This is a genomic window from Companilactobacillus paralimentarius DSM 13238 = JCM 10415, assembly GCF_001434985.1.
GTDB classification, from domain to species: domain Bacteria; phylum Bacillota; class Bacilli; order Lactobacillales; family Lactobacillaceae; genus Companilactobacillus; species Companilactobacillus paralimentarius.
The window spans coordinates 1-1,120 of the sequence record NZ_AZES01000008.1 but is presented as its reverse complement, the minus strand read 5'-3'; the positions used below and the strand labels follow the sequence as shown (position 1 = coordinate 1,120).

1 protein-coding gene is annotated in these 1,120 nt (G+C 46.6%); it reads right to left on the bottom strand.

Annotated features, from left to right (window positions below):
* Positions 1-9 precede the first annotated feature (9 nt).
* On the bottom strand, positions 10-1,008 hold the full coding sequence (locus FD33_RS00360; RefSeq protein ID WP_056955655.1) for an IS30 family transposase: 999 nt from the start codon (positions 1,006-1,008) through the stop codon (positions 10-12).
* Between the last annotated feature and the right edge of the window lie 112 nt (positions 1,009-1,120).

The following is a 1,120-nucleotide window of genomic DNA, read 5'->3' as shown; positions in this document are numbered from 1 at the left end:
GACGAATTGTCAAATCAAGCGCAACTTTGTCCCGAAGAAAACTTCAAATGGACTCTTCCAGCCTAAGACCTTACGTGGTCGGTGATTTAAATCCCTGACAAACTTGTCGATATCTTGGTCAGTCAGTTGGTCTAGGTCGGTTCCTTTGGGGAAATACTCACGGATAAGTCCGTTGGTATTCTCATTGGTTCCCCGCTGCTGAGGCGCATGAGGATCTGGGAAATAGACTGGGATACTTAGCTCTTGACTAACTTCGCGGTATCCTGCGAATTCAGTTCCACGATCCGGCGTAAGCGTCCGAACTTGTTTGGGCGTCACAGTATGCAAGAGGTCAATCATCGCTTGTGTGACGTTCTTCGCGTTTACTTTGGGAACCCGCTGGGATAATAAATACCGAGATTTGCGGTCCACCAAGGTTACCAGGGCCGAACGCCCGGTTTTACCGCGAACGGTATCACCTTCCCAATGACCAAACCGGCTTCGATTCTCACATGAAACAGGTCGTTCATGAACGGAAGGGACGTCGTTAAATCGTCCTCGACGTTCCTTAATGGTTCCCTTGACCTTTCGGGTTTTACCACGGTGACGGAGCTTACGGGCAAAGCCACGAGCCCCGTGATTCTTACATTTGATGCCTAAATTATCGCGTTCAATCCCACGATAAATGGTGTTATAACTGACATGCCATTCACTGTTTTCGTGGACTAAACGACCGGAAATTTGTTCCGGGGACCACTGACGTTTAACAATACAGTGAAGGACAAAATCCCGTAACTTCAAATCAGTTAGAAGCTTAGGACGGCGGCTTTTTAGCCGCCGTCCCTGATAGTTCTCTTGGGCTTTGACGGCCGAGTATACCTTACGACCACCATTGCGCTTGATTTCGCGCGATACGGTGGTTTTAGAACACCCAATTTTCTCCGCAATAACTTGATAGGTATCGTTTAAAGTGATGCCCAACAGTATGCATTCTCGGTCTTTTAAGGTAAGATGGTTGTACGGATTCATAGCCTAGGATCTCCTTTAGATGATTGTTGTGGTGACTTCATTTTACAGGACTCAGGCTATGAGTTCTTTTTTATTTTCTTCTTACTCGTTGCACTTCAATTGTAAATTCGTC